The sequence below is a fragment of the Nocardia sp. NPDC050799 genome (assembly GCF_040654015.1).
Lineage (GTDB): Bacteria > Actinomycetota > Actinomycetes > Mycobacteriales > Mycobacteriaceae > Nocardia.
Window position 1 is genome coordinate 1 of the sequence record NZ_JBFAHF010000005.1, and the last position, 20,293, is coordinate 20,293.

A 20,293-nucleotide genomic window follows, 5' to 3' on the forward strand; every position below is an offset into this window, starting at 1 on the left:
GTTCAGCCCTCGAAGTGCATGCGCCGCAGGCGCGAGTCTCGAGGGCTGAACGGCGGGACCAAGGGGGCCTCGACCCCGCGGCGCCGCAGGCGCCGCCAATGAACACAGCTCAGCGCCCGGCCAGTACCGCTTCCGCGTACCGCCCGATCGCCAGCACCAGGTCGTCGGAGTGCCGGGGCCCTACGATCTGTAGCCCGACCGGCATGCCGTCGCTCGTCCGCCCGGCCGGAATGCTGAGGGCGGGTTGCTGAGTGAGATTGAACGGGTAGGTGTAGGGCGTCCAATCCGGCCAGTCCGACATATCGCTGCCGGGCGGCACATCGTGGCCGGCTTCGAACGCCGTGATCGGGACCGTGGGAGTGAGGAGGATGTCGTAGGCGGTGTGGAACGTCCCCATGGTGATCGCCACCTGGGCGGCGACCGCGCGGGCGTCGAGATAGTCGGTCGCGGTAAGGGTTTCACCCTGTTCCCAGATCCGCCGCAGGCCGGGGTCGGCGTTCTGGCGCGCACCCGCCGGGAAGTTCGCCAGCATCGCCGCGGCGCCCGCCGCCCACATCACATCGAAGGCGTCGCGCGGGTCGGGGAAGCCGGGGTCGGCGGCCGAGACACGCAACCCGGCGGTCTCGAGCGCGTGCACGGCCCCGGACACGATCGCCTCGACCTCGGGATCGGGCCGGACATAGCCCAGCGTCGCCGAATAGGCGGCGGTCACGCCGCGGACATCGCGCTGGATCTGGCCGCGAAACGTGGTCAGTGTGGGCGCGAGCGCGGTGGGATCGCGCGGGTCCGGGAGGGCGAGGATATCGAGCAGCAGTGCCGCGTCCTCGACCGTGCGGGTCAGCGGCCCGCCGTGGGCCAGCGGACCGAACGGGCTGGCCGGGTACAGCGGGATACGGCCGTGGGTGGGTTTGAATCCGACGATGCCGCAGAACGCGGCCGGGATCCGGACGCTGCCGCCGCCGTCGGTGCCGACCGAGACCGGACCCATCCCGGCGGCGACCGCCGCGGCGCTGCCGCCGGAGGACCCGCCCGCGGTGCGGGTGGGGTCGACGGGGTTGCGGGTGATCCCGGTGAGCGGACTGTCCGTCACACCCTTCCAGGCGATCTCCGGTGTGGTCGTCTTACCGACGATCACCATGCCGTCCTCCCGCACCCGGGCGGCGACGGGACTGTCCACCGGCCACGGGCCTTCCGGGCCGATGCTCAGGGAGCCGCGCCGGGTGGGCCAGCCCTCGGTGAGGAAGATGTCCTTGATCGAGATGGGTACCCCGTCGAGCAGGCCGCGAACGTGTCCGGACTGCCAGCGGGCCTCGGAATCCTTGGCCTGCACCAGCGCCCGGTCGGGGTCGACGAGGCAGTAGGCGTTGATATCGGTATCGCGGGCGGTGATGGCGGCGAGCACGGCCTCGGTCGCTTCGACCGGGGACAGGATCCCGGCGGCATAGGCCGAGACCAGTTCCACCGCGGTCATCTCGACGGGGTCGGTCGGTCGCGGGGTCTCGGGTCGGCTCATCTGAGGCCCTCCTTCAGCCGGGCACGTACCCGAGCGTTTTGTCGACGACATTGTCCAGCGGACGGCCGGCCGACCAGCGGTCGAAGTTGGCGGCGAACGCGGAGACCATCTCGGCACGCCAGCCGATGAAATCCCCGGAGTTGTGCGGCGTGATCCGCGCGGTGGGCAGGGTCCACAGCGGATGGCCGGACGGTAGCGGTTCCGGGTCCACCACGTCCAGCGCGGTACCGGCGATTCCATCCGAACGCAGGGCGGCGACGAGGTCGTCGGTCACCACGAGTTCGCCGCGGCCCACATTGATGAACCGGGCGTGGGGTTTCATGGCGCCGAACGCGCGGGCGTCGAACATGTGCCGGGTGCGGTCGGTGAGCGGGGCGATGGCGATCACGTAGTCGGCGCAGGGCAGTTCGGCGTACAGGTCGGTGCTCACGACACCGAAATCCGGATCGTCGTGGCGGGCCCGGCGGCCGATCGCGCGTACCCGCATCCCGGTGGCACGCAGCAGTCCGGCGATGGCCCGGCCGATCGCCCCGGTGCCGACGACGAGCGCGGTGGCGCCCGCGATACGCTCGGATTCACGGTGCCGCCAGACCTGCTGCTGCTGGAGCCGATGGGAGCCGGTGAGATCCTTGGCGAAATCCAGGATCTGCCCGAGGACGTATTCGGCGATCGCGGTGTCGAAGACGCCCCGGGTATTGGTGACGACCACGTCGCTGCCGCACAGTTCGGGGAACAGCACGGTATCGACACCGGTCGCGGCGACGTGCACCCACTGCAGCCGGTCGACCGCGGGCCAGGCGTCGGGCAGCGCGTGCGTCTGGAAGTCGTAGACGAAGAGCACCTGCGCGCCGGGCAGCGCGTCCGCCAATCCGGCGGAGTCGGTGTCCCGCACCGTGGCCCGCGCACTCACCGGCGCCATCAGGGCCGGATCGGGCGGACGGCCACTGTGCACAACTGTGACAATCGGTCCCGATTCCATATTGACACGGTATGGTCACATCGTATGATTGTCAACAATCCGATCGTTCTCGGAGGTCTTCCCGGCTGAGTGCGAGAGGGGCCGCAGTGGAGTTCGATTTTCCCGATATGGAGGGCCCGGTCGCGCAGCGGGGCATCGGTGTCATCGCACCGTTCGACCTGGCGCTCGAGCGCGAACTCTGGCGCTGGGCACCGCTGGAGGTGAGCCTGCACCTGGCGCGGACACCGTACGAACCGGTCCCCGTCTCGCTGGCCATGGCCGAACTGGTCTCCGACGCGGTGCATCTGACGGCCGCGACGCGCAATGTGCTGCACGTCGAACCCGAGGTCGTCGCCTACCTGTGCACCTCGGGCAGTTTCATCAAGGGAATCGAGTACGAACGCTCGCTGCGCGACACCATCTGCCGCGCCGGCGCCGCGAACGCCGTCACCACCTCCGGCGCGCTGCTCGAGGCCGTCCGCCATCTCGATATCGGCCGGATCTCGATCATGACCCCCTACGACGAAGTGCTCACCGGAAAACTACGCGATTTCCTCGACGAAGCCGGCTGCACGGTGGTCCGCTCCGAACACCTGGGCCTGGGCGGCGGTATCTGGAAAGTCAACTATCGCACCATCGCCGAACGGATCATCGGCGCCGACGATCCGCAGGCCGAGGCCATTTTCGTCAGCTGCACCAATCTGCCCACCTACGACATCATCGAACCGCTGGAAAAGGCATTGGGCAAGCCGATCCTCACCGCCAACCAGCTCACCATGTGGGCCTGTCTCGGCCGCATGAAACTGCCCATGATGGGCCCCGGCCGATGGCTGCTGGAGGTGTTCTGAGATATGCCGTCCACCCACAGATCCCGATTCGAGAACGGAGACCCCATGACGGCACCCACGATCGGTTTCATCTACCCCGACCACGCCGCCGAGGACGACTACCCGCGCGCGGAATCGCTGCTCGGCGTCCGCCTGCCGGTGGCCCACATCTACGGCACCGACCTGCACGCGATCCCGGAACTACTGGATCTGGGCAGCCCGGACAAACTGCGGCACGGGGCCGAGCAGCTCGCCGCACAGCAACCCGACGCGGTCGTCTGGGCCTGCACCTCCGGCAGTTTCGTCTTCGGCCCGGACGGCGCCCGCGAGCAGGTTCGCGGCCTGGCGGAAGCCGCGGGCATACCCGCCTCCAGCACCAGCTTCGCGTTCGTCTCGGCGGCCCGAGCGCTCGGTGTGCACCGGGTGGCGGTAGCGGCGAGCTACCCCGACGAGGTCGCACGGCTGTTCGCCGATTTCCTGGCCGACGCCGGAATCACGGTGGTCGCGTTCCGGAGCGCGGGTATCGAAACCGCGGCGGAGGTCGGCACGCTCACCACCGAGCAGGTACTCGAACTCGCCGTCGCCAACGACCACCCCGACGCGCAGGCGCTACTGATCCCCGATACCGCCATGCACACACTCGAAGTACTGCCGCGGCTGGAAGAAGCGCTGGGCAAACCGGTGCTCACCGCGAACCAGGTCACCATCTGGGAAGGATTGCGGCTCATCGGCGCAACCCCGATATCGTCGTCGCTGGGCGCATTGTTCGCGGAAGGGGCCGAACATGTCGGTGGTTGATTTCGAACCGGTCGATCAGCGGTCCACCGCCGAAGTGATCGCGGACAAACTGCGCGAGGCGATTGTGCGCGGTGGTCTGGAGCCGGGCGCCCAGCTGGGCGAAGCCGATCTGGCCGCGCAGTTCGGGGTCTCCCGGGGACCGGTCCGGGAAGCCATGCAGCGCCTGGTGTCGGAGGGACTGCTACGCAGTATCCGCAATCGCGGCATCTTCGTCATCGAGCTGACCCTCGCCGATGTCGTCGATATCTACCGTTCCCGCACCGCCATCGAGGGCGGGGCACTCACCCTGATCCTCGACGGCCGCCGGGAGATCGCCTACGCGGCACTGGCTCCGAGCGTGCAGGTCATGCTCGACCGGGCCGAGGCCGGGGATGCCGCGGGCGTCTCCGACGCCGATCGGCAGTTCCACGAGGCGCTGGTGGCGGCCGCCGGTAGCCCGCGACTGGTCCGGGCGGCGCGCACGCTACTGATCGAGACCCGGATGTGCCTGGGCGCCCTGCAAACCACCTACCCGGATCTGGGAGTCCAGGCCCAGGAGCATGTGGCGTTGCGCGAGGCGATCGGGGCGGCCACAGCACCCCGGATACACCGGCTGCTGCGTGAACATATGGACGACGCGGTCCAGCGGCTGCGCGGCCGGTACACCGCCGAACCGATCCCCGGCTGATTCCGGGCGATCAGTCGATCAGCCCCCGCGGGCGCACCACCAGCACCGGCGAGGCACGATTACCCTTCTCCTGGAGCAGCGCGATCACCTTCTCGTCCGCGGTGCGGGCGGCATATACGCCCGCTGTCCCGACGGGTTCCAGCCAGCGCCCGTCCCGCAGTTTGTCCGCCTCGGCGGCGTCGATCGTGCGATGCGGGAAGCACAGGGCCACCGCGGCATCGATACCCAAACTGGGCGCCGGATCCTCGGCCAGCTCCTCCAGCGTGCGCGCGTGCTCCAGTGTGAACGGCCCGACCCGGGTCCGTCGCAACGCGGTCAGGTGGCCGCCCACGCCGAGCGCCGCACCCAGATCGCGGGCCAGCGCGCGCACATAGGTGCCCGACGAGCAGTCGACCACCACATCCAGATCGACCAGGCTCTCGTCCGGAAGGTCGCGACGCGCCAGCACCTCGAACCGGGAGACGGTGACCGGACGCGCCGCGAGTTTCACCTCTTCGCCGGCCCGATGCCGGGCGTAGGCCCGCTCCCCACCGACCTTGATCGCGCTCACGGTGGCCGGCACCTGCTGGATCTCACCGGTGAGTGTGGCGACCACCCGAGCGATCCCGGCGTCGTCGATACCGTCGGCCGCCGTGGTGGTGAGCACCTCGCCCTCCGCGTCGTCGGTGGTGGTGGACCGGCCCAGGCGGATGGTCGCGGTATAGCTCTTCGTGGTGAGGGTGAGCAGTCCCAGCAGTTTGGTGGCACGTTCCACCCCGAGCACCAGCACCCCGGTCGCCATGGGATCGAGCGTGCCTGCATGCCCGATCTTCTTGGTGCGCAACAATTTGCGCGTTTTCGCCACGATATCGTGGCTGGTCGGGCCCTCCGGCTTGTCGACGATCAGCAGACCGCCCAGCAGATCCGCCATCAGCCGTGCGCGATCGCGGTGACGATGAAACCGCCGGTGATCCGCCAGCGCCCGGCGAAGGAGGTCAGCGGCAGTCCGCCGTCCCCGGTCTGCCCGGGTACCAGCAGCTGCGACCGGAAGGTCCCCGAGCCGGTGCTGTCGGTGGCCTCGTCCACGGTGAAGGTGATGTGCGCGTCCTCGAAACCGAGCCAGCGGGTGGTGAGCGGGAACCACGCCTTGTAGGTGGCCTCTTTGGCACAGAACAGCAGGCGATCGAGGTGCAGCGCGGAATCGCTGGTGCGCAGCCATTCCCGTTCGGCGGGCAGGCTCACCGAATCGAGAACTCCCTCGGGCAGGGTGTCGTGTGGTTCGGCGTCGATCCCGATCGACCGGTAGCGCATCTTGTGTGCCAGCGCCGCCCCGCGGAAGCCGTCGCAATGTGTGAGGCTGCCCACGATCCCGCGCGGCCACACCGGCGCGCCCCGCTCCCCCTTGCCGATCGCCACCGCCGGTTCGCCGAGCTGCGCCAGGGCCTGCCGGGCGCAGTGCCGCGCGCCGATGAAGTCACGTCGCCGCTTGTCCACCGATTTCGCGATGAGGTGCTCCTCGGCGGGATGCGGTTTCAGATCCTCCGGATAGTCGAACAACTCGGCGGAGGCGACATCGGCGGGCAGAATTGTCTCGATCATCGTCGCCGAGCCTACTGGGTGCGCACCCGGCGACGCCGGGCACACCGCCCACCGCCCGCGCACGGCGCTGCCGGGAACCCCGGGGTACGGCCGGGCACCTCAGTCCAGCCCCCGCCGGCGCTGTGCCTTGGCCCGCATCTCCGCCGCGGCGGCCGCCATCTCGGGCGTCACCCGGAAATGGCCGCCCCATTCGTTCAGATCACCGGGGGCGTACTTCGGGTCGGGCAGGATCTGGCGTAGCAGGTTGTCGGGCTTACCGCGTTTCTGCCATTCCCGCGGATAGCCGAGCGAGACCTCCTCGAACCGGACCCCGTCGTAGAAGGTGGTCCGCGGGATGTGCAGATGCCCGTAGACGGCGCAGAGCACGTTGTAGCGGGTGTGCCAGTCGGCGGTCTGCTCGGTCCCGCACCACAGCGCGAACTCGGGGTACCAGAGCATATCCGTGGGCTCGCGCAGCAGCGGGAAATGGTTGATCAGCACCAGCGGGGTGCCCTCGGGCAGATTATCGAGCCTGCGCCGGGTCGCGCGCACCCGGGCCTCGCACCAGGCGTCGCGGGTGAGGTAGGGGTCCGGCGACAGCAGGAATTCGTCGGTGGCCACGACATTGCGCTCCCGCGCGATGGCCAGGCCCTCGGCTTTGGTGCGGGCACCCTCGGGCCGGAACGAGTAGTCGTAGAGCAGGAACAGCGGAGCGATGGTCACCGCGCCGCCGTGGGCCTCGGCGCCCGCGCCGGTCCACACCGGGAACGGGTCCTCCGGGGTGAGCACGTCCAGATCCCGGCACATCGAGACCAGGTAGTCATAGCGTGCCGCCCCGTGCATCTGTACCGGATCCTTGGCGGTAGTCCACAGTTCGTGGTTGCCGGGCACCCAGATCACGGTGGCGAACCGCTCCCGCAGCAGTTTCAACGCCCAGCGGATATCGTCGCTGCGTTCGGCGACATCACCGGCGACGATCAGCCAGTCCTCCGGGGAATCGGGACGGATGTCCTCGACCACCGGCTTGTTGCCCTGGTGACCGACATGGATATCACTCACCGCCATCAACTTGGGTATCACCACACCCACCTTCGCATATCGCCTGCGTCGCCCGGCACCTCTGTACCCGGCCACCCGCTCACGACGGGATTTCGGCACCGACACGGATCCAGCGCCCCGAGAGCGCCCGCGCGCTCACCGCCGCCAGCCGCAACAGCATGAACGCGATCAGACCGCACCAGATTCCGCCGATCCCCCAGTCGAAGACCAGCGACAGCCAGATCGCCGGCAGGAAGCCGACCAGGGCGGCCCCCAGGGTGGTGGTGCGCAGATAGGCGGCGTCCCCCGCACCCAGCAGCACCCCGTCCAGCGCGAAGACCACACCGGCCACCGGGATCATGGCCACGAAGTACCACCACACGACGCCGGTCCGGTCCAGGACCGCCGGATCGGTGGTGAACACCGGCGGAATCAGCACCGCACCGGCCGCGAAGGCCGCGGCCAGGGCCAGCGCGAACACTTCCGACCAGCCGGTGACCCGGCGGGCCACCGCCCGCGCGCCCGCCGCGTTCCGGGCGCCCAGCGCCGATCCCACCAGCGTCTGCGCCGCGATGGCCAGCGAATCCAGGGTGAGGGCGAGGAAATTCCACAGCTGCAGGACCAGCTGATGTGCCGCCACCGACGCCGCCCCGAACCGGGACGCGACGGCGGCGGCGGAGACAAAACACGCCTGGAAGGCGAGACTTCGCACGATCAGATCACGGCCGAGCACCAGCTGGGCCCGCATCACCGGCAGCTGCGGGGCGAGCGGCACCCGGGCCCGGGCGAGCGCACCCAGGAACAGCCCGGCCGTCACCGCCTGACCCACCACATTGGCCACCGCGGACCCGGGCAGTCCCAGCCGCGGCAGCCCGGCGAGTCCGTGCACCAGCAGCGGGCACAGCACCGCCGACAAGCCCAGCCCGAGCACCACATAGGTGAACGGGCGCCGCGTCTGCTGCACCCCCCGCATCCACCCGTTCCCGGCCATGGACAGCAGGATCAGCGGCACTCCGAACAGGGCGATCCGCAACCAGGCCAGCGCCTCGGCCGCGATCTCCGTGTCCCCCGCGACGGCTCCGGCGATCGGCACCCCGGCCACCTGCACCACCAGGACGATCACCAGTCCGATACCGCCGGCCAGCCAGCTCGCCTGGACGCCCTCCTCGATCGCTCCCGGCTCGTCCCCCGCCCCGTGCCGCCGCGCCGAGCGAGCGGTCGTCCCGTAGGCGAGGAAGGTCAGCTGCGAACTGACCTGGGCGAGGATCAGGCCACCGACGGCCAGTCCCGCGAGCGCCGGCGCCCCCAGCCGGCCCACCACGGCGAAATCGAACAACAGGTAGATCGGTTCGGCCACCAGCACGCCCAGGGTCGGCAGCGCCAGACCCAGGATCCGCCGGGGCCCCACCGCCGGGGCCGGTGGCCCGGTCAGCTCCGTGTGCATCGTCGGCTTCCCGTCCGTACTCGCCCCGTGCGAGCGCGCCCGGCGGCCCCGGGTCGCGCCGCGGGGCGCCTCTTCAACTATTCGCGAGCGCTCGCACGCCGGCCCAGCGCGGTACGCAACTGCGCCAGGATGTCCGCCGGCTCACCGTAGGTCGTGTACCCGGCCGCGTAGCGATGACCGCCGCCGCCCAGACCCGCGGCCACGGCCGCGACATCGGCGCCGTCGCCGGTCCCGGGACCGCTGTCCTTGGACCGCAGCGATACCGTCCAGCGGCGTCGGTCATCGGTCGGGCGGGCTTCTTTGAACACTGCCGCGATCCCGGCCTCCGCGGTCGCGCGCACGATATCGACCACACTTTCGGCCTCTTCCTGCCGCACCTCCGCGAGATCCGTGGCCAGCACGAACGCCGCGACCAGCCCGGTTCCGCCGTGCGCCGCGCGATCGAGCCGGGCCGAGGCGAGCACTGTCGACAACATCTGCAACCACGCGAAGGGATGGGTGTCCATCAGGGTGCGGGTGATGGCGGCACCGTCGATACCGGTGGCCAGCAACCGTTCGGCCAGCGCGTGGGTCCCGGGGGTCACCCAGCGGAACGACCCGCTGTCGGTGGCCAGCCCGGCGAACAGGCAGTGGGCGATCCCGGCGTCGATCGGCTCACCCCAGGCGTCCAGCAGGGCCGTGATGACACTGGCGGTGGACACGGCGTCGGGATCGATCAGGTTGATCTCCCCGAACCGGGTGTTGGACCGATGGTGGTCGATCACCAGCGTGCGCGACGCCCCGGGCAGCCGGTCGGCGAGTGCCCCGAGCCGGCCCGCACTGCCGCAGTCCACTGTGACCAGCAGATCCACCTCGGCCGGCACCTCGCCGGGCGGCACCAGGAACCGCATCCCCGGCAGGGTACGCAGTCCGGCCGCCGGTTCGGCCGGTTCGGCGAACGACACCCGTACCGGCACGCCGCGGCGGTCCAGTACCGCGGCCAGCGCCAGACCGCTGCCGAGGGTGTCGGCATCGGGCTGGATATGGCACAGGATGGTTACCGAGCGTGCGCTGTCCAGCGCCCCGACGGCCGCGGTGAAATCGACCGCGGCACCGGTTGTGGTCATATCGGCCGCGATTCAGTCGTCGTCGCGGGGTGTTTTGTACGGGTCCGCGTCACCCGCCGGGGTGGCCTCGGCGGCAACCCGCGCGACTTCGTCGTCGGCGGCCCGCGCCCGCGCCAGCAGATTCTCCATCTGCTGCGCCGCGTCCGGCACGGTATCGAGCACGAAGCTGAGCGTGGGAGTGAACTTCACCCCGGTGCCCGCGCCCACCTTCGACCGCAGTACTCCCTTGGCCTTCTCCAGGCCCGCGGACGCGGCGGCGTAGTCGGGTTCGGCGTCGACGGTTTCACCCATCACCGTGTAGAAGATCGTCGCATCGTGCAGATCGCCGGTCACCCGTGCGTCGGTGACGGTGACGAAACGCAGCCGCGGATCTTTGATTTCGTATTCGATTGCCGTGGCCACGATCGCGGAGATCCGCTTGGCGAGCCGGCGTGCCCTGGCTTGATCCACCATGGCCGCTCCTTTCCCTGTTCAGCGACGGTGGGACGGTCCGCGCGATATTTGCCGCACGGACCGCGGCCACCGCTGATATCACTCGCGGCCGGTCAGTCCTCGGGTCCGAAGACGCGCCGGCGTACTGCCAGCAACTGTAACTCCGGACGTGCCGCGACATGCCGTTCGCATCGATCCAGCACGGCCGTCAGATGGTCCATTCCGGCCGACACCATCGCCACCCCGAGCAGGGTGCGGCGGTATCGGTCGTGTTCCCCCGCCTCGGCAGTGCTCACCCCGAAGCGCTGGAGTTCGGCCAGAATCGGCCGGATCACCGAACGCTTCTCCTTCAATGAGTGCACATCACCCAGCAGGATGTCGAATTCGAGTGCACCCAGGTACACGCAACCTCCCGGTTATCGCGACATTCCGGCCCGGCGGGACCGCCCATCGGGCCGGTCATCGCTGTGCCGATATCGATGGCCGGACCGGGCGGTGGAATTCCGCCCGGCCCGTATCAGCTCAGTCGCGCGGCTTCTCGCGCAACTCGTAGGCCTCGATGATGTCGCCTTCCTTGATATCGGAGTAGGTCAGCGTCATACCGCATTCGAAGCCCTCGCGAACCTCGGTGGCATCGTCCTTCTCCCGCCGCAACGAGCTGATCGTCGTGGATTCGGCGATCACCACGTTGTCGCGCAGCAGACGAGCCTTGGCATTGCGTTTGACGCTGCCCGAGGTGACCATGCAGCCGGCGATGAGACCGATCTTCGAGGAGCGGAAGATGGCGCGGATCTCGGCCCGGCCGAGCTCCACCTCTTCGTAGATGGGCTTGAGCATGCCCTTGAGCGCGCTCTCGATCTCGTCGATGGCCTGGTAGATCACCGAGTAGTACCGGATGTCCACGCCTTCGCGGTTGGCGAGTTCGGTCGCCTTGCCCTCGGCCCGGACATTGAACCCGATGATGATCGCGTTCGACGCCGACGCCAGGTTCACGTTGGTCTCGGTGACACCACCGACACCGCGGTCGATGACCCGCAGCCGGACCTCGTCGTCGATCTGAATCCCGAGCAGGGCCTCTTCGAGCGCCTCGACGGTACCGGAGTTGTCACCCTTGAGGATGAGGTTCAACTCGCTGGTTTCCTTCAGCGCGGCATCCAGATCTTCCAGGCTGATGCGCTTGCGGCTACGCGCGGCCAGCGCGTTGCGCTTACGCGCGTTGCGCCGGTCGGCGATCTGGCGGGCGATCCGGTCCTCGTCCACCACCAGCAGGTTGTCACCGGCGCCGGGCACCGAGGTGAAACCGACCACCTGCACCGGCCGCGACGGCAGGGCCGCCTCGACATCGGCGCCGTGCTCGTCGACCATCCGGCGGACGCGGCCGTAGGCGTCGCCGGCGACGATGGAATCGCCGACCCGCAGCGTGCCGCGCTGGATGAGCACCGTGGCGACCGGGCCGCGACCGCGGTCCAGATGCGCCTCGATGGCCACACCCTGGGCATCCTGTTCCGGATTCGCCCGCAGGTCGAGCGCGGCGTCCGCGGTGAGCAGCACGGCCTCCAGCAGGGCGTCGATATTGGTGCCCTGTTTGGCGGAGATGTCGACGAACATGGTGTCGCCGCCGTACTCCTCGGCCACCAGGTTGTACTCGGTCAGCTGCTGCCGGATCTTCTCCGGGTTCGCGCCTTCCTTATCGATCTTGTTGACCGCCACCACGATCGGCACGTCGGCCGCCTGCGCGTGGTTGATCGCCTCCACCGTCTGCGGCATGACGCCGTCGTCGGCGGCGACCACCAGGATCGCGATATCGGTGGCCTTCGCACCGCGGGCACGCATGGCGGTGAACGCCTCGTGACCCGGGGTGTCGATGAAGGTGATGAGCCGGTCGTCGTCGCCCAGATGGGTGAGCACCTGGTAGGCGCCGATGTGCTGGGTGATACCGCCGGCCTCGCCCTCACGGACATTCGCCTTACGGATGGTGTCCAGCAGTCGGGTCTTACCGTGATCGACGTGACCCATGACGGTGACCACGGGCGGACGCTGCTCGAGGTCTTCCTCGCCGCCCTCGTCCTCACCGTAGGTCAGGTCGAACGATTCCAGCAGCTCGCGGTCCTCGTCCTCGGGGCTGACCACGTGCACGACGTAGTTCATCTCGCCGCCGAGCAGCTCGAGGGTCTCGTCGTTGACCGACTGGGTCGCGGTGACCATCTCGCCCAGGTTGAACAGAGCCTGGACCAAGGCAGCCGGGTTCGCGTCGATCTTCTCCGCGAAATCGGACAGCGACGCGCCGCGAGCGAGACGGATCACCTCACCGTTGCCACGGGGCAACCGCACGCCGCCGACCGACGGGGCCTGCATCGAATCGTATTCCTGGCGCTTCTGCCGCTTCGACTTGCGACCACGCCGGGGCGCGCCACCGGGCCGGCCGAACGCACCGGCCGCACCACCACGGCCACCGGGACCGCCCGGCCGGCCACCGCCACCACCGGGACGACCACGGAAACCGCCACCACCGGCGGGAGCACCGGTACCGGCGGGGGCGCCGCCGCCACCACCGCGGTAACCACCGCCGCCGCCACCACCACCGGGCCGACCACCGCCGCCACCGGGGCCGCCACCTGGACGACCGGGCCGACCACCGGCGGCCGGGCCCGGACGGGCCGAACGCTGCGGCATCGCACCGGGGGTCGGACGCGGGGGCATGGAGTTGGGGCTCGGCCGCGGACCACCGGGACGGGGACCGCCCTGAGCGGCCGCCGGACGGGGACCGCCGGGACCGGGACGCGGGGCATTCTGGCCGGGACGGGGGCCGCCCTGCGGGCGCGGACCGCCCTGCGGGCGCGGGCCGCCCTGCGCCGGACCGGGACGCGGGCCGCCCTGGCCCGGAGCCGGGCGGGGGCCCGGCTGCGGACGCGGGGACGGACGCTCACGTTCGGGCGCCGACGAGAACGGGTTGTTGCCGACGCGCGGGGTCTTGGGGCCGGGCTTCGGGCCCGGCCGGGCCGGGCCCTGGCCGGGGGCGGCCGGACGCGCCTGAGCGGGACGCGGGGCATTGCCCGCCGGACGCGCGCCGGGGGCTGCCGGTTCGGCCGTGGGGGCCTGCGCCTGGGGACGCTCGGGCTCCTGGGTGGGCGCCGGACCCGGCTTCACCGCGGGGCCGGGACGCGGACCCGCCGGTTTCGGGGCGTTACCGGCGGCCGGAGCCACGGTGGACTCGGCGGTCGGCGCGGTATCGGCCGGGCTCGGGGCCGCGGGGGTCCGCGGTCCGGGGCGCGGGCCGGGCGCCGCGGGTTTCGCCGCGCCCGAGGGACCGGGGCGCGCGGTGGTCTTGGATCCGTTGGATCCGGATTTCGCCGGGGCGGATTTCGCCGCGAACGATTCGCGCAGCCGGCGCGCGACGGGTGCCTCCACCGTCGACGACGCAGACTTCACGAACTCGCCCTGCTCCTTGAGCTTCGCGAGTAGTTCTTTGCTCGTGACACCGAGTTCTTTGGCCAACTCGTGCACGCGGGCCTTGCCTGCCACTGCTCTCCTCACTGAGAGGTCGAGCAGTGCCGCCCGCCTGCTGGCGGGGACCCGCACGACCTCGGGTTAACTCCGATGGACGTTCATCGTTGGTACTTCACGGTGTGCTCATGAGTGCTCGTGCCTGTTCTCGAGGTGTTGCTCCACGGCTGAGATATCCAGATGTCCGGACACTCGTAGTGCTCTGCCGATCGCTCGGCGCCGGACCGCTGTGCTCAGACAAGCCGAAAAGGGGTGCAGCCACGCACCCCGCCCGGAAAGTCTGCGCTGTGGATCGGGAACGATTGTGACTGTGTCCGCACCGTCGCCGGTCGAACATCCGCACACCACGATCCTCAGCAGTTCGGGGGCCGGTTCGCGTTTCCGGCAACCGACACACGTTCGCACCGGAGCCACCGGGCGCCGGAGCGCCGCCGACTCATCGCCGCGTTCGCGGTCGGTAACCGAAGACTCGGACCGAACCTTGTACCACTCTACCGCTGACCGCTGCGTGCCCTCCAACCCCGCCCCCGATGACGTCGCGCGGACCGAGTCCGCGCGGCGTGTTCGCTGGTCGCGGGTCGCCGGCCGCGCGGACGCCGATTCGGGGTCGGGTGTCACCGGCGATGCGCCTCCGTTCGCACCGCGCCTCCGGCGTCCGGGGCCGCGTCGCTGCGGATATCGATCCGCCAGCCGGTGAGCCGGGCCGCGAGGCGGGCGTTCTGCCCCTCCTTGCCGATGGCCAGCGAGAGCTGGAAATCCGGGACGATCACCCGGGCGGCCCGGGCGTCCGGGTCCACAACTGTGACGGAAACCACCTTCGACGGCGAGAGTGCATTACCGACAAAAGTCGCCGGATCGTCGGCATAGTCGATGATGTCTATCTTCTCGCCGGCCAGTTCGCTCATCACATTGCGCACCCGCTGCCCCATCGGACCGATACAGGCGCCCTTGGCGTTCACCCCGGAGACCGTGGAGCGCACCGCGATCTTGGATCGGTGCCCCGCCTCCCGGGCCACCGCCACGATCTCCACCGACCCGTCCGCGATCTCGGGCACCTCCAGCGCGAACAGGCGCCGAACCAGATTGGGATGGGTCCGCGACAGCGTGATCTGCGGACCACGCGAGCCCCGCGACACCCCCACCACGTAGCACTTGATCCGGTCGCCGTGCTCGTAGCTCTCGCCGGGCACCTGCTCGGCGGACGGGATCAGACCCTCGGTCCCGTGCAACTCGCTGCCGATCCGCACCACGACCGTGCCACGGGCATTGGCGCGCGCGTCGCGCTGCACCACGCCGCCGACGATATCGCCCTCGTGGGTCGAGAACTCACCGAAGGACTTCTCGTTCTCCGCGTCCCGCAACCGCTGCAGTACGACCTGACGCGCGGTGGTGGCGGCGATCCGGCCGAAACCCTCGGGGGTGTCGTCCCATTCGGAGATCACATTGCCGTCGGCGTCGAGTTCGGTGGCCAGCACCCGCACGACTCCGGTGCGCTGATTGATCTCGACCCGGGCGTTGGGTTGATGACCCTCGGTATGCTTGTAGGCGGTGAGCAACGCGGATTCGATCGCGGAGATCACGGTTTCGATCGATATCCCCTTATCCGCCACGATGGCGCGCAGGGCTTCGATTTCGATGTTCATTCCATGGTCCCTTCGGTCGAATCGGACGCGGCGACAGCAGTTCCGGTGGGCTCCGCGGCGTCCACTCCCGCGGGCGGGCGGCCGGCGGCGACGCCCCCGGCAAGTTCGAGTTCGCGCGCGTTCGGCGGGGAGAACTCCACCTCCACCACGGCGCGCGCGATATCCGCCAGACCGACACTCGCCAGGCGCGGTCCGGGTTTGCCACTCAGTACCAGCGCGATCCGATCGTCGTCGAGGACACCGATCCGGGCGGTGAAGCGCGTCGGCAGGCCGGGTTCCGGCGGTGCGACGCCCGGTTTCAAGGTGATCTCGGCCTTCCGGCCGCGAGCCCGGCGCCAGTGCCGGGGGGCGGTGAGCGGGCGGTCGATTCCGGGGGTGGTTACCTCGAGCAGGTACCGGGCGGCCTCGAATTCGTCGTCCGCGTCGTCCAGGCAAGCCGACACCTGCGCGCTGAGTTCGGCGATACTGTCCAGGTCGGCGCTGCGGTCACTGTCCACGATAACCCGTACCCGGGTCTGTCCCGCCGCGGTCGAAACCTCGACACCCTCGAGATCGAATCCTCGACCGGCGACGAGTCCGGCGACGAGCCGGCTCACCCTCTCCTCGGTCGGCATGGGCATATGGGCAGCTCCTGGTTCAGTTGTCACGCGGACGGAAATGTTCTGTGCCGGTGACCTAGCGTAACGCGCCCGGAGAAGGTAAAGGACCAGCGGTCGGCGGTAAGTTCGCGCGGTGGTGCCCGCAGCCGGGGGGCGCCTGCGGTCTGGCACGATGGTCCGGTGACCGAGCGCGTTACCGACCGGCCCGCGGCCGGGTGTCCCCGCGGCCCCTCCCCCGACCGGGCGGGCAGCGCCCGCCGGATGAATCGCCGTACCGCGCTACGGGTCGCGGGCGGCGGCACAGTCGGATTGTTCGCCGTCGGCGCCCTGGTCGCCTGCGCGGAAGAGCCGATCACCGAGCCGGATGTGCTGGTCGCGCAGGAATTCTCAGCACGCAGCGATGCCGCGGCGGCCACCGCCGCCATCGCGATCGAACCGCAGCGCACGGACGCGCTCACCGTCATCGCCGCGGAACGCACCGCGCACGCGGCGGCGCTGCGCACCGAGATCGATCGGGCGATCGGCGTCTACGGCGACGGGACGACCCCCGCCGTACGCACCCCGGCGCCCACCACGACAGCGGCCCCGCACGCGCCACCGAGTATCGCCGCGCTGCGCGATCAGCTGACGTCCTCGCAGCGGGCCGCATCCGATCTCGCCGTCACCCAGTCCGGGTATCGGGCGGGCCTGCTCGCCTCGATCAGCGCCGCCTGCGCGGTTCAGGTGGGGGTGCTGCTGGTATGAGCGGGAAAGAACAGCAGGCGCTGCGCGACGCCCTCGACGCCGAATACGCGGCGGTCTACGCGTACGGCGTGATCGCCGCCCATTCGAGCCCGGAGCTGCGGCGCACGGTCAACGAGCACACCGCCGCGCACCGCGCCCGCCGGGACGGCACCGTCGATCTCCTCACCGGCGACGGGGCCGCCGCGCCACCTCCCGAGCCCGCCTACACGGTGCCCGTCGAGGTCACCGACCCGGCGTCGGCCGCGCGGCTGGCCATAGTGGTGGAAACCGATTCGGCCGTGGCCTGGCGCGCGGTGATCGAACACGCCGGTACCGAGCTCATCCGGCGCACCGGTCTGGAAGCGCTCACCGAATCGGCCGGGCGGCGAGCCGTCTGGCAGGCAGCGGCCGGTATCGCCCCGGCGACCACCGCGTTCCCCGGACAACCCTGATCCGGTTCCGGATCAGGGTGGTGCCCATTCCGTGCGGTTGGTCGAGTTCGACCGATCGGGCCGGGGCCGGGGGAAGACCGTCTCCTCCTTGCTGCCGCGGCCACGCGACCAGGGCGCGCTGCCCCGCGGTGGGCGTTCCTGCGGGGTGAGGGATCCCAGCCCGCCCGGCATGCCGGGAGCATAGGGCATCGACGAGCCCGTCCCCGAGTTCCACGGCGTGGACCCGGGCGGATGACCGGATGTCTGCTCCGATCCCGCGGGAGTCCACGGGGTGTGCCCGGCGGCCGCGGCGATCGGGTCGCCCGGCGGCACCGCAGCGTCGGCCCGGGACGGGTCGTCCGTGGTGGGGACCGGCGGTGCCGGGTGCTGCTCCGCGGCCGGCGGGCCGAGGGCGGGCTTGGGTGATGGTTCCTGGGCCGGGGTGGTATCCGGGGCCGGGTGCGCCTCGGCCGCCGCACGCGGTGCCGGGCCCGGATCCGGGACAGGCCGGTCACCTACCGCTCCACGGGTCGACGTGGATTCCGGGGAAGCGTCGGCCGTCGGCCGGTCGGCGGAACCCCGGTAGTGATCGGCGGCACCGGTCTCGGTGGACTTCTCCTCCGGGACGGGACGGTCGGCGGGTGGCGGGACGTCCCCGGCGGGCGGGAGTGCTGCGGGCGGCGGGGGTTCCGCACCGCCGGGCGCGGTGGGGGCGGCGGTATCGGCCGGTTCGAGATGCTGCGTGGCCGCCGTATCCGCCTGCACCAGCAAGGCGATCGTCTGCGCACCCCCGGCCGCGTCCCGCACGCCGCGCCGCATCGCCTCGCCGGCGTACCCCCCGACCGTCCCGAGCCTGGTGGCCAGCTCTCCGGTGACGGAGTCCACGGACGCACCGTCCTCGGTCATCGCCACCGCCTCGCTTCACCCTCGGGCCCGGTCGTCACGACCGCGGCCGCTATACCGTGCACGAAACCTCACGCCGCCGACGCCCGGATCGACTCGTCCCCTCGACCGTGGACCCGGACACCACGCGACATCTGACACGTAACCACCGCCACTCCCGGCTGCTACCACCGGGAGTGGGAAGGCACGCTCGGGGAGCGTAATCGGCGGGAAGCGCCCGGCGCCCGGGCTACCGGCACGACGGCACCTCGCTACGAGTACGACGCCACTCCGACCGGACCGGTACCCAGGCACACCACCGATCCGGGGGTCCCGTTCCGGAGGATCAGTGCCGAGCCGCTGCCGACGATCCGCACGTAGACGGTGTTCAGGCCGGCCCGTACCGGCGCCTCGACCCGGTCACCGCGTTCGAGCCCCACGGTGAGAGTCGCGTCGCGATCGGCGAAATAGTTGAGCTGGGCGGTCCACTCGTGCGCGATCATGGGGCCATCGAGGGGGACCCGGACCGAAAGATCCCCGCCGATCCGGTAACCGCAGCCCGGTTCCGGACCGGGCGGGATTCCGCGGTTCCACCAGACGCGGGCATCGGCGAATTCGCCGGAGTCGGTGATCATGCGCAGGCGGTCGGTGGCGGCGGCGAAGGCGCCGGGCGGGGCGATCGACGAGAGCACCCGGCCCGCCTCGTTCTCCGGATAGGCCGTCGGATTCAACACGGTCCACGGCACCTCCTGGGCGAGCAGCGGAGCCCCGTCCCACTGCGCGAACTCCGATTTCACCGTGCTCACATACGCTTTCGTCGGCCCCTCGGACCAGCTGCGGGTGAACGTGTAGGTCGACCAGAGGCTGCTCAGCGCGAATATCGCCACCACGACGATCGCAGGGAGGGGCCCGCGCCACCGGCTGTCTCCTGTCGTGTACCCAGGCAAGGCGCCGCCCACCACACGGCCACGCACGAAGGCCCGCAGGATCAGGGCGCCCGCCGCGGTGAGAACCACCGCGGCATCGGCCAGATAGCGCAACGACATCATGAGTTCGTCGACGGTATTGGGCCCCGCCCGCATCAGGACCACCGGAATCTGCACCGCGGGTACGTAGACCACCGCCGCCACCCACACCGGCCAGACCACGCGCCGGGCCCGGACGGTCAGCAGTATTCCGGCGGCCAGCAGCGCCCACGCCGCCCAGACCGCCCAGCCGGGGGCGACGGCCCACGGCGCCGACGGCACCCACCGTTCCCAGCCCCACGGCCCGCCCAGGAGCGCGGTCACCACTCCGGCCCAGGCCGCGCGGGGCAGCATATGGGCCAGGTCGGCGGAGCCGCCCTCGCCGCTCGAAATCCCGACCGCCGCCAGATAGAACACCGCCCACAGCGCGACGACCGCCGCGGCCCCGGCCCACAGCCCCGCGCCGCGTCGCAGTACCTCCGGCACGGCCGGACGGTGCCCGTCGACGTAGCGCCGCAGCAGTACCACGGCGAACGCCACGAACGGCACCACGACCGCTTTTTCGAAGAACAGCAGCCCCACCGTCGTGACCAGGACTCCGGAGATCGCGTACCGGCGGCGGCCGGTACGGTCCAGCAGCACCGCGTCGCCCACCACCCAGGCGATCGCGAACTGCAGGGGGAGGGCGTTCAGCGCCGCCGACCACCAGGCGAAGGCGGGCAGGGTGAGGGGGGAGAACAGATAGAACGCCAGGGGGATCAGCAGCGCCCGGCGCCGACCGAGTAGCACCAGCAGCATGCGCAGCACCGCGAGCGAGGCCGCCAGCTGGGCGGCCAGCAACACTGCCGCCGTCACGCCCCAGTTCAGCGGCGCGATGGTGGTGACCAGCCAGGACACCGCGAAGGCCAGCGGCATGAAATGGCCGTCGTGATCGTGCAGCAGCAGATCACCGGACAGCAGCGGCAGGGTCCCGGCCCGGCCGGCCAGGATCAGATCGTCCCAGTAGAAGTATCCATGCGCGGTCACCCACCCACGGACCGCGAGTTGTGCCGCGATGAGCCCGGCCGCCACCCACAACACGGTGACGCCGGGGAGTCGCAGCCGGTTCGCCAGCACCGCCCGCGCGTGCGCCGGGAACGCCGCCGGGCTCCGGATAGACGTTCGCTCCGGTGTGAGTGCCGGAGCGGTTCCCATGTCGACCCACCC

Annotated in this window: 20 protein-coding genes; 5 read left to right on the plus strand and 15 right to left on the minus strand. The window is 70.5% G+C overall.

Translation table 11 applies throughout. The annotated features are described in order from the left end of the window. Positions 1 to 109: 109 nt before the first annotated feature. Both AB0H42_RS06985 and AB0H42_RS06990 read right to left on the minus strand, forming a co-directional pair. Positions 110 to 1,513, minus strand: a complete 1,404-nt coding sequence (locus AB0H42_RS06985; protein ID WP_357051024.1) for an amidase — start codon at positions 1,511 to 1,513, stop codon at positions 110 to 112. A 13-nt stretch (positions 1,514 to 1,526) separates the two neighbouring features. Further along, entirely contained in the window at positions 1,527 to 2,492 is a 966-nt protein-coding gene (locus tag AB0H42_RS06990; protein WP_357051027.1) for a D-2-hydroxyacid dehydrogenase, read from the minus strand. 107 nt (positions 2,493 to 2,599) lie between these two features. On the opposite strand from AB0H42_RS06990, the gene AB0H42_RS06995 reads away from it, so the two are divergent. Genes AB0H42_RS06995 through AB0H42_RS07005 form a run of 3 tightly spaced genes read left to right on the plus strand, consistent with a single transcriptional unit; the run spans position 2,600 to position 4,763 of the window. Then, entirely contained in the window at positions 2,600 to 3,319 is a 720-nt protein-coding gene (locus AB0H42_RS06995; RefSeq protein WP_210436807.1) for an Asp/Glu/hydantoin racemase, read from the plus strand. Positions 3,320 to 3,364: 45 nt separating this feature from the next. Beyond that, positions 3,365 to 4,096: a maleate cis-trans isomerase gene (locus tag AB0H42_RS07000; protein WP_357051030.1), complete on the plus strand. Its 732-nt coding sequence runs from the start codon at positions 3,365 to 3,367 to the stop codon at positions 4,094 to 4,096. Further along, the gene (locus tag AB0H42_RS07005; protein ID WP_357051033.1) at positions 4,083 to 4,763 is read left to right on the plus strand and encodes a GntR family transcriptional regulator; all 681 of its coding nucleotides are present in this window, start codon (positions 4,083 to 4,085) and stop codon (positions 4,761 to 4,763) included. Before AB0H42_RS07000 ends, AB0H42_RS07005 begins: the two co-directional genes overlap by 14 nt. 10 nt (positions 4,764 to 4,773) lie before the next feature. On the opposite strand, the gene truB is transcribed toward AB0H42_RS07005, so the two are convergent. The 11 genes from truB to rimP all read right to left on the minus strand — a co-directional run bounded on the left by truB (position 4,774) and on the right by rimP (position 16,107). Beyond that, positions 4,774 to 5,673 (minus strand): tRNA pseudouridine(55) synthase TruB, encoded by a 900-nt coding sequence (gene truB, locus AB0H42_RS07010; protein ID WP_357051036.1) that lies wholly within the window; start codon positions 5,671 to 5,673, stop codon positions 4,774 to 4,776. Next, positions 5,673 to 6,341: a 4'-phosphopantetheinyl transferase Npt gene (gene npt, locus AB0H42_RS07015; RefSeq protein ID WP_357051039.1), complete on the minus strand. Its 669-nt coding sequence runs from the start codon at positions 6,339 to 6,341 to the stop codon at positions 5,673 to 5,675. The genes truB and npt overlap by 1 nt, the downstream gene beginning before the upstream one ends. A 99-nt stretch (positions 6,342 to 6,440) precedes the next feature. Continuing rightward, complete coding sequence (locus tag AB0H42_RS07020; protein WP_357051662.1) at positions 6,441 to 7,400, minus strand: metallophosphoesterase; 960 nt, start codon at positions 7,398 to 7,400, stop codon at positions 6,441 to 6,443. A 58-nt stretch (positions 7,401 to 7,458) separates the two neighbouring features. Continuing rightward, on the minus strand, positions 7,459 to 8,802 hold the full coding sequence (locus AB0H42_RS07025) for an MATE family efflux transporter (protein ID WP_357051042.1): 1,344 nt from the start codon (positions 8,800 to 8,802) through the stop codon (positions 7,459 to 7,461). Between the two features lie 77 nt (positions 8,803 to 8,879). Then, complete coding sequence (locus AB0H42_RS07030) at positions 8,880 to 9,908, minus strand: bifunctional oligoribonuclease/PAP phosphatase NrnA (RefSeq protein WP_357051045.1); 1,029 nt, start codon at positions 9,906 to 9,908, stop codon at positions 8,880 to 8,882. 12 nt (positions 9,909 to 9,920) lie between these two features. Beyond that, positions 9,921 to 10,361 (minus strand): 30S ribosome-binding factor RbfA, encoded by a 441-nt coding sequence (gene rbfA / locus AB0H42_RS07035; RefSeq protein WP_357051048.1) that lies wholly within the window; start codon positions 10,359 to 10,361, stop codon positions 9,921 to 9,923. A 92-nt stretch (positions 10,362 to 10,453) separates the two neighbouring features. Next, positions 10,454 to 10,744, minus strand: a complete 291-nt coding sequence (locus tag AB0H42_RS07040; protein WP_030521718.1) for a DUF503 domain-containing protein — start codon at positions 10,742 to 10,744, stop codon at positions 10,454 to 10,456. Positions 10,745 to 10,862: 118 nt separating this feature from the next. Then, positions 10,863 to 13,862: a translation initiation factor IF-2 gene (infB, locus tag AB0H42_RS07045; protein ID WP_357051051.1), complete on the minus strand. Its 3,000-nt coding sequence runs from the start codon at positions 13,860 to 13,862 to the stop codon at positions 10,863 to 10,865. A gap of 108 nt (positions 13,863 to 13,970) precedes the next feature. Beyond that, the gene (locus AB0H42_RS07050; protein ID WP_357051054.1) at positions 13,971 to 14,462 is read right to left on the minus strand and encodes a YlxR family protein; all 492 of its coding nucleotides are present in this window, start codon (positions 14,460 to 14,462) and stop codon (positions 13,971 to 13,973) included. Beyond that, positions 14,459 to 15,487 (minus strand): transcription termination factor NusA, encoded by a 1,029-nt coding sequence (nusA, locus tag AB0H42_RS07055; protein ID WP_265804560.1) that lies wholly within the window; start codon positions 15,485 to 15,487, stop codon positions 14,459 to 14,461. The genes AB0H42_RS07050 and nusA overlap by 4 nt, the downstream gene beginning before the upstream one ends. After that, positions 15,484 to 16,107, minus strand: coding sequence for a ribosome maturation factor RimP (gene rimP / locus AB0H42_RS07060; RefSeq protein ID WP_357051057.1), 624 nt, complete (start codon positions 16,105 to 16,107; stop codon positions 15,484 to 15,486). Before rimP ends, nusA begins: the two co-directional genes overlap by 4 nt. Before the next feature lie 159 nt (positions 16,108 to 16,266). On the opposite strand from rimP, the gene AB0H42_RS07065 reads away from it, so the two are divergent. Then, the gene (locus tag AB0H42_RS07065) at positions 16,267 to 16,830 is read left to right on the plus strand and encodes a hypothetical protein (RefSeq protein ID WP_357051060.1); all 564 of its coding nucleotides are present in this window, start codon (positions 16,267 to 16,269) and stop codon (positions 16,828 to 16,830) included. After that, positions 16,827 to 17,261, plus strand: a complete 435-nt coding sequence (locus AB0H42_RS07070) for a ferritin-like domain-containing protein (RefSeq protein ID WP_357051063.1) — start codon at positions 16,827 to 16,829, stop codon at positions 17,259 to 17,261. The genes AB0H42_RS07065 and AB0H42_RS07070 overlap by 4 nt, the downstream gene beginning before the upstream one ends. 12 nt (positions 17,262 to 17,273) lie before the next feature. Here the strand turns inward: AB0H42_RS07070 and AB0H42_RS07075 are convergent, their stop codons facing one another. Further along, a complete protein-coding gene (locus AB0H42_RS07075; protein ID WP_357051066.1) occupies positions 17,274 to 18,146 on the minus strand; it encodes a hypothetical protein in 873 nt (290 codons plus the stop codon). Between the two features lie 248 nt (positions 18,147 to 18,394). Continuing rightward, positions 18,395 to 20,281, minus strand: coding sequence for a hypothetical protein (locus AB0H42_RS07080; RefSeq protein WP_357051069.1), 1,887 nt, complete (start codon positions 20,279 to 20,281; stop codon positions 18,395 to 18,397). Positions 20,282 to 20,293: the final 12 nt, after the last annotated feature.